General features: G+C 45.0%; 5 protein-coding genes. All 5 read right to left on the minus strand.

Annotation, left to right across the window (positions count from 1 at the left end; translation table 11 throughout):
• Positions 1-7: 7 nt before the first annotated feature.
• Genes ACSVI6_RS04825 through ACSVI6_RS04845 form a run of 5 tightly spaced genes read right to left on the minus strand, consistent with a single transcriptional unit; the run spans position 8 to position 7,435 of the window.
• Positions 8-943 (minus strand): dihydroorotate oxidase, encoded by a 936-nt coding sequence (locus tag ACSVI6_RS04825; RefSeq protein WP_491716340.1) that lies wholly within the window; start codon positions 941-943, stop codon positions 8-10.
• Positions 944-957: 14 nt separating this feature from the next.
• On the minus strand, positions 958-4,131 hold the full coding sequence (carB, locus tag ACSVI6_RS04830) for a carbamoyl-phosphate synthase large subunit (RefSeq protein ID WP_491720561.1): 3,174 nt from the start codon (positions 4,129-4,131) through the stop codon (positions 958-960).
• A complete protein-coding gene (locus tag ACSVI6_RS04835; protein ID WP_491720562.1) occupies positions 4,131-5,216 on the minus strand; it encodes a carbamoyl phosphate synthase small subunit in 1,086 nt (361 codons plus the stop codon). The genes carB and ACSVI6_RS04835 overlap by 1 nt, the downstream gene beginning before the upstream one ends.
• A 23-nt stretch (positions 5,217-5,239) precedes the next feature.
• A complete protein-coding gene (pyrC, locus tag ACSVI6_RS04840) occupies positions 5,240-6,493 on the minus strand; it encodes a dihydroorotase (RefSeq protein WP_491720563.1) in 1,254 nt (417 codons plus the stop codon).
• A 3-nt stretch (positions 6,494-6,496) separates the two neighbouring features.
• Positions 6,497-7,435 (minus strand): aspartate carbamoyltransferase catalytic subunit, encoded by a 939-nt coding sequence (locus ACSVI6_RS04845; protein WP_491720564.1) that lies wholly within the window; start codon positions 7,433-7,435, stop codon positions 6,497-6,499.
• Between the last annotated feature and the right edge of the window lie 342 nt (positions 7,436-7,777).

A 7,777-nucleotide genomic window follows, 5' to 3' on the forward strand; every position in this document is an offset into this window, starting at 1 on the left:
TTTGATTTTAAATTGTTTTAAGTTTGCCACGGAAATCGGCTAATGACTTATAGCCCTTATCAGCCATGATCCGTTCTAATTCTGCGGTGAGTCGTTGGTAGACACCCATGCCCTCCATTTGGAGTTGGGTCCCAACTGAAACCAATTCAGCACCACAAAGGATGTGGGCGAAAACATCTGCTCCCGTCTTGACACCCCCGGTCCCAATGATCTTGATCGAATCATTTAACCGTTGCCGTAAGGCCCGCACGTTAGCCAAGGCCGTTGGTAATACCATTTGGCCCCCTAAGCCACCAAAGCCACCCTTAGGCTTGATCACAACTGATTCACTGGCTACATCGACCCAAAGACCGTTACCAACTGAATTGATCGAATTGACATGCGTCAACGGGAATTGGTTCAAGACTTCAGCAATTTGATCGAAGTGCACTAGATCAAAGTATGGTGGTAATTTGACCCCGAGTGGCTTTTTGTAAAATGAAAAGATCTCATTCAATAAAGCTGCGGTCCCCTCAACATCATAAGCCATTTGGGGTTTGCCGATCACGTTCGGGCAGGAAAGATTTAATTCGGTCAAACCTTGATAGTCAGAATCTTGAATTTGGTGTAACAACTTCACATCATCAGCTGCTGATAGACCAGCCACTGATAAGATCGTTGGCTTTTGATGTTCACCTAATACATATTTAATGTAGTAGTCAAAGCCATAATTGGGTAGCCCCATTGAATTAATCGATCCCTGTTCGAATTCATAGTAGCGTGGCGCTGGATTTCCATCCCGCTTTTCAAGGGTGGCACTCTTGGTCACAATCCCCCCCATGTATTCATTGTTCAATAAATCATCTAGTTCTTCAGTGCTTTGGCAGTGCACCCCAGATGCGTTCAAGAACAATTGATCGAAAGTAACCCCGTTAATGTGGCCTGTTAAATCTAACTTAGTCATCGTGTTCCTCCTAATTATAATGGCTTGATCTCAAATGAACGTGCTTCTAACACATCCAAGAAGACTGAGACCGTGTCCAATGCAGTGAATAATGGCACTTCATTTTCGATTGCGGTCGCTCTGATCTGACTTTCGTCGTTTGCGGCCCGCTTCGTATTGTCAACGGTGTTCACTAATACTTGGAGCTGATCATCTTGTAGTTCGGTGATCGCATTGTTCTCAGACTCTTCTAATTTGTCAATCTTGTTGGCAGTCAAACCGTTTTGTTCAAAGAACTTAGCAGTTTGTTCGGTCCCTTGAATTTGGAAACCAAGCGCCTTGAACCGTTTAGCTAGTTCCAATGATTCCTGCTTGTCAGCATCAGCAACTGTAAAGAGAACGTTCCCGTGGTCTGGGACCTTTACTCCAGAAGCCACGAATGCCTTATACAGCGCCTTTGGGAAGGTGGTGTCTGAACCCATTACTTCCCCGGTCGACTTCATTTCAGGTCCTAAGGTACTGTTGACGGCTGGTAACTTGCTAAAGCTAAATACGGGGGCTTTAACATGGACGGTCTGTGGTTCTGGGACCAAGCCCTCTTCAAGCCCTAATTCTGGCAAGGTCTTGCCAAGCATTACTTGAGTCGCCACTTGCGCCATTGAAATGTGGGTGACCTTAGATAGGAATGGAACGGTTCTAGAGGCCCGTGGGTTAACTTCGATCACGTAGGCCTTGTTGTCATGGATTACAAATTGAATGTTCATTAAGCCGACCGTATTCAAGTCCTTTGCCAACTTGATCGAGTCTTCAATAATTTGTTCCTTGATGTTTGGTTGCATGTTCTGTGGTGGATAAACCCCCATTGAATCACCAGAATGGATTCCGGCCCGTTCAATGTGTTCCAAGATTCCCGGAATGACAACGTTCTTCCCATCAGAAATGACGTCGACTTCTGCTTCTGAACCCACGAGGTATGAATCGATCAAGACGGGATGTTCATTTGACACCTTTACGGCTCGGTTCATGTATTCGCGCAATGCGTCGTCTGAGGTAATGATTTCCATTGCCCGCCCACCGAGCACGTATGAAGGCCGAATCAAGATTGGGTAGCCAATTTCGTTGGCAACCTTCACGGCTCCATCAACGGTGGTGGCAGTCGCACCCTTTGGTTGTGGTAATTGCAATCGGTCGATTACTTCACCGAATAATTCCCGATCCTCACCACGGTTAATGTCTTCAACGGTGGTCCCTAGGATCTTGATGCCCCGTTCATGCAGTGGGGCTGCTAAATTAATGGCGGTCTGACCCCCAAATTGAACCACTACCCCTAGTGGCTTTTCGTGGTCAATAACGTTCAAGACGTCTTCAAGCGTCAATGGTTCAAAATATAGTTTATCTGAGATCGAGAAGTCAGTCGAAACCGTTTCTGGATTCGAATTCATAATAATGGCTTCGTAGCCCGCCTTTTGAATTGCTCTAACGCTGTGGACGGTGGCGTAGTCAAATTCCACACCTTGTCCAATTCTGATTGGACCAGAACCAATTACTAGAATCGATGGTTTATCAGTCACGACTGATTCATCTGAATCTTCGTAGGTGCCGTAGTAGTAAGGCGTCTTGGATTCAAATTCACCAGCGACCGTATCAACCATCTTGTAAACTGGTAACATAGCGGTTTGTTTTCTGAGCGCTCTGACTTCATCGCCAGTCTTGCCCCAGATTTTACCGATCACGTCGTCAGTAAACCCGTTTTGCTTGGCAAGCCGCAATGTCTCTTCATCTTGGTTGTTTTTCAACTGCGCTTCAATTTCAATAATGTGTAAGAACTTGTCCAAGAAGAATTCATTGATCTTAGTAATATCATGAATTTTTTCAAGTGCAACGCCCCTTCTTAACAGTTCGCAAATCACGAATAGCCGGTCATCTTGGGCTGGCACTAATTGATCCAATAAGTCCTGGGTATCAACCTTAGCCAAGCGTTGATCAAAGACGTACTTGTCATCGATTTCAAGTGAACGAACGGCCTTTAGGATCGATTCTTCAAAGTTTCGCCCAATCGCCATTACTTCACCGGTCGCCTTCATTTGCGTCCCTAATTTCCGACTGGCAGCGGGGAACTTATCGAATGGCCAACGAGGAATTTTTGTGACTACGTAGTCCAAAGCGGGTTCAAATTCAGCTAACGTGGTTCCAGTGATCGGATTCGTGATTTCATCCAAGTGAAGACCAACGGCAATCTTAGCGGCCATCTTGGCAATTGGATAACCAGTTGCCTTAGAAGCCAATGCCGATGAACGTGAAACCCGTGGGTTCACTTCAATAATGTAGTACTTGAAGCTATTCGGGTCTAGCGCCATTTGGATGTTGACCCCACCTTCGATCTCAAGGGCGCGAATGATCTTTAAGGCCACATCCCGCATCATTTGGTAATCACGGTCTGAAAGTGTCTGGGTTGGTGAGACCACCACTGAATCCCCAGTATGGATCCCGACTGGATCGACGTTTTCCATTGAAGCCACGATCAATGCATTATCAGAGGCATCCCGCATCACTTCAAATTCAATTTCCTTAAAACCAGCGATTGATCTTTCAACCAAGACCTGCGTCACTGGTGATAATTCCAACCCGTTGGTAGTGATTTCATTTAATTCGGCATCGTTATAGGCAAAACCACCACCGGTCCCACCAAGCGTGTAGGCCGGTCTGATCACAACTGGATAGCCCACTTCAGCCACAAACGCTTGGGCTTCCTCTAAGGTCGTTGCGATCCGTGATTCTGGGACTGGTTCGTGCAAGCGTTCCATTAAGTCCTTGAACAATTCACGGTCTTCGGCCTCTTCGATCGCATGCAGCTTAGTCCCCAATAATTCAATGTGGAGTTCCTTTAAGATTCCTGAATCAGCCAGTTGTTTGGCCATGTTCAAACCAGTTTGCCCTCCTAAGGTAGGTAAAATGGCGTCTGGCAACTCTTGTCTGATGATCTTGGAAACAAATTCTAACGTGATCGGTTCAACAAAGACCTTATCAGCAATTTCCTTATCGGTCATGATGGTGGCTGGATTGGAGTTGATCAAGATCACCTCATAGCCTTCTTCGCGTAGTGAAAGGCAGGCTTGTGAACCAGAATAATCGAACTCAGCAGCTTGACCGATCACAATGGGACCGGATCCGATGACCAGAATTTTATGAATATCAGTTCGCTTTGGCATTAGTTTTGACCTCCGTTGTTTTCCTTGATTAGTTGAATGAATTTATCAAACATGTATTCAGAATCATGTGGTCCAGGGCAGGCATCAGGATGAAATTGAACTGAGAATGCCTTGTGGCCCTTTAGTTTGACCCCTTCGACCGTGCCATCATTAATTTCTTCATGGGTAATGATCAAATCGGTATCTTTTAGTGATTCGCGATCAACGGCATACCCGTGGTTTTGGGAAGTAAAGTTCCGTCGGGTACACTCAATGTCGCTAACGGCATGGTTGAACCCACGGTGACCAAACTTCATCTTGTAAGTCTTCGCCCCGTTGGCAAGTGAGAATAATTGATGCCCTAAACAGATTCCCATCAATGGGTAGTGTTCTTGCAGCTCGCGAATCGTTTCGAGAGCATATGGGTATTGAGTAGGATCACCAGGCCCATTCGATAATAAGATCCCAGCTGGATGCGATTCCATAATTTCTTTAACGGGGGTGCTACCTGGGAACACGATCACGTTGGCATTCCGCTTCGTTAATGCTTTAACGATCGATTCCTTCAACCCAAAGTCGAGCAATGCGATCCGCACGCCATCACTGGGCGCTTGGTAAATGTTCTTAGTAGCGACTTGCCGTGCCTTGGCGATCAATTCAGATTGGTAATCACGTTGAAACATTTGATCGATCTTCTTTTGGTCTAATTCGCTAACGATCACCGCTGGCATCGAACCTTCGTTTCTGATTTCTTTCGCTAATTTCCGCGTATCAACACCTGTCAAGCCAGGTAAATCTTCTTGTTCAGCATATTGTGCTAGACTCATTACCGAACGGAAATTGCTAGGCCGTCGTGCTAATTCGTGGACGATGATCGCATCGACTGCGGGTTGGAAACTTTCAAAATCATCGCTGTTAATTCCATAGTTACCGATCAATGGGTATGTAAATACCATTGCTTGACCGTAGTAACTGGGATCAGTAATCGTTTCTTGGTAACCAGTCATCCCCGTACTAAAGACAACTTCAGTGAATACATCCTTATTAGATCCGAACCCTTCTCCAGAATATACAGATCCATTTTTCAATACTAAGTAACGCTTCATTGTGATCCTCCTCAAATGTGTGATTAATAAACTTGCTTGCCAGCTACGAATGTTGCAATCGTCTTCCCGTAAACTTGTTCACCAATGAATGGTGAATTTTTGCCCTTCGATAAAAAGTCAGCGGCATCGATTTGGAATGGGTGGTCTAGATCCATGATCGCCAAATCTGCAGCATCCCCAACTCGTAATTGACCCGCATCGGTCAAGTGAAATGCATTGATTGGGTTTTGAACCATCCACTTTAATGCGGTCTGCAAATCAACTAGGCCACTCTTTACAAAGTGAGTGTAAATCAAACCGAATGCAGTTTCAATCCCAACGATCCCAAATGAAGCCGTCTTCATTGAGCCACTTTTTTCTTCAACGCTGTGGGGCGCATGGTCAGTCGCTACCATGTCGATGGTGCCATCCAATAACCCAGCGATCAATGCGGCCCGATCTTTCGGACTACGCAATGGTGGGTTCATCTTCATCATTGGATTATCCATTTCAATCATTGAATCATCCAACAATAAGTGGTGTGGCGACACTTCTGCGGTCACGTGTAAGCCCTTGGCCTTGGCGATACGTAACAGTTCAACGGACTCTTTCGTTGAAATATGGGCAACGTGATAATGAACACCAGTCGCCTTGGCAAGCACTAAGTCACGGGCTAATTGAGCAGATTCACTCAAACTACTCATCCCTGGGAGCCCAAGCTTATCCGCTGCTGGCCCCGCATTCATCACTCCACCATGAATCAAGCTATCATCTTCAACATGGGCTACGATTGGCCGTTCAACTGACTTGGCTAATCGCATTGCTTGATACATCGTATCAGCAGTTTGCACCCCATGTCCATCATTGGTAAAGGCGATGGCGCCTTGGTCTGCCATATCACGCATATCAGTTACTTGATCTGCGGTTAAGTCCCCTGAGATCGCAGCGTATTGCTTGATTTTGATCACGCCATCCCGTTGGTTCTTAGTAACCATCTTCGCAAAATCAGCAGGGTTATCAACAACGGGCTTAACGTTCGGCATTGCAAAGACCGTCGTAAACCCACCATGCGCAGAGGCCTTACTACCAGTTTCGATCGTTTCTTTATAGGTCAAACCGGGGTCTCTGAAGTGCACGTGCACATCGACTAAGCCTGGGATGACCTGGTTGTTTTGTGCATCAAAGGTTTTATCGACTGCAACATCGATATTAGAATCGATCGCAGCAATCTGACCATCTTCGATCAAAATTGAAACGATTTGGTCATTCAAACGGGCATTCTTAATTAAGGTTTTCATCAATTAATCCTCCAATAATCCACGTTGGTCCAAAATAGTAGCTAAAATTGCCATGCGTGCGAACACCCCGTTATGCATCTGGGTAAAGATTCGCGACTGGGGAGCTTCTACTAATGAAGAAGCAATTTCGACCCCTCGATTAACGGGAGCGGGATGCATAATGATGGCACTATCCTTCATCAAATGCGCCCGTTCCTCGGACAGGCCATAGGTGTGATAGTAATCACTAGGGGTGAATGATGCGACTGCATTTTCATTCAAGCGTTCCAATTGCACCCGTAATAACATGACCACGTCTAAATTAGGTAGCATCTCATCCACATCACCACAGTAAGTTCCAAACTGATCAAAGTCTGCTGGATACCATTCCTTAGGCCCACTGAAGAAGACGTTGACGCCCAATCGATTTAAAATTTCGGCATCTGATCTGGCCACTCGTGAATGGGCAAGATCACCGATAATGCCAATGTTCAACCCTGCCAATGAACCGAATTCATCATGAATCGTCATCAAGTCTAGCAACGTTTGCGATGGATGTTGGCCACTGCCATCCCCTGCATTCACCAATGATAGTCTGATGTTTTCATCATCAACTAATTGTTGATACCAACCGGTTTTTGCATGGCGAACAACGGCGATGTCAATGCCGATTGCTTGTAGGGTCTTAATTGTATCACCCAGCGACTCACCCTTTTTAACCGAACTAGTGGCTGGATTGATACTAATTAATTCGATGCCTAGTTTTTTTTCAGCCATTTGAAACGAACTATGGGTGCGCGTACTATTTTCAAAAAATAAATTAGCAGCATAGACCGGCCTAGTTAGCTGGACCGTTTTTTTACCAGTTTTAAATTGTTCACCCAATTTAATCAAATCATTAATTTGTAAGTTTGATAAATCATTAATGTTTAAGAAATGGTGATCACTTGATACTTGAATCATTATATTTCCTCCTCAAAAAACAAATCAATTCGAAAGCGGTTAGGTAAGTTCAACTACCCTCGCTGGGGTTGCTTAGATGAGTTTGATATCGGTAAAAAATAAAAGGGCTTCCCGATTATGATAATCAGAAAAGCCCTTTGGTTTGGTCTTAAAGTATGTATCCAGTGCTATAGTCCACACCCATACCATCTCAAACCTTGGCGACTCTCTGGTCAACTCTTAAAGGATATCAACTTCATATGTTGTTTGTATTATAGCATTGAATCCAGCATAAGACAATCACAAAATTAAAAAGGGGGCCGATCAAATCGGCACCCCTTTTTAAAATGTTTTAATCAATAA

The organism is Nicoliella sp. ESL1106 (assembly GCF_058509965.1).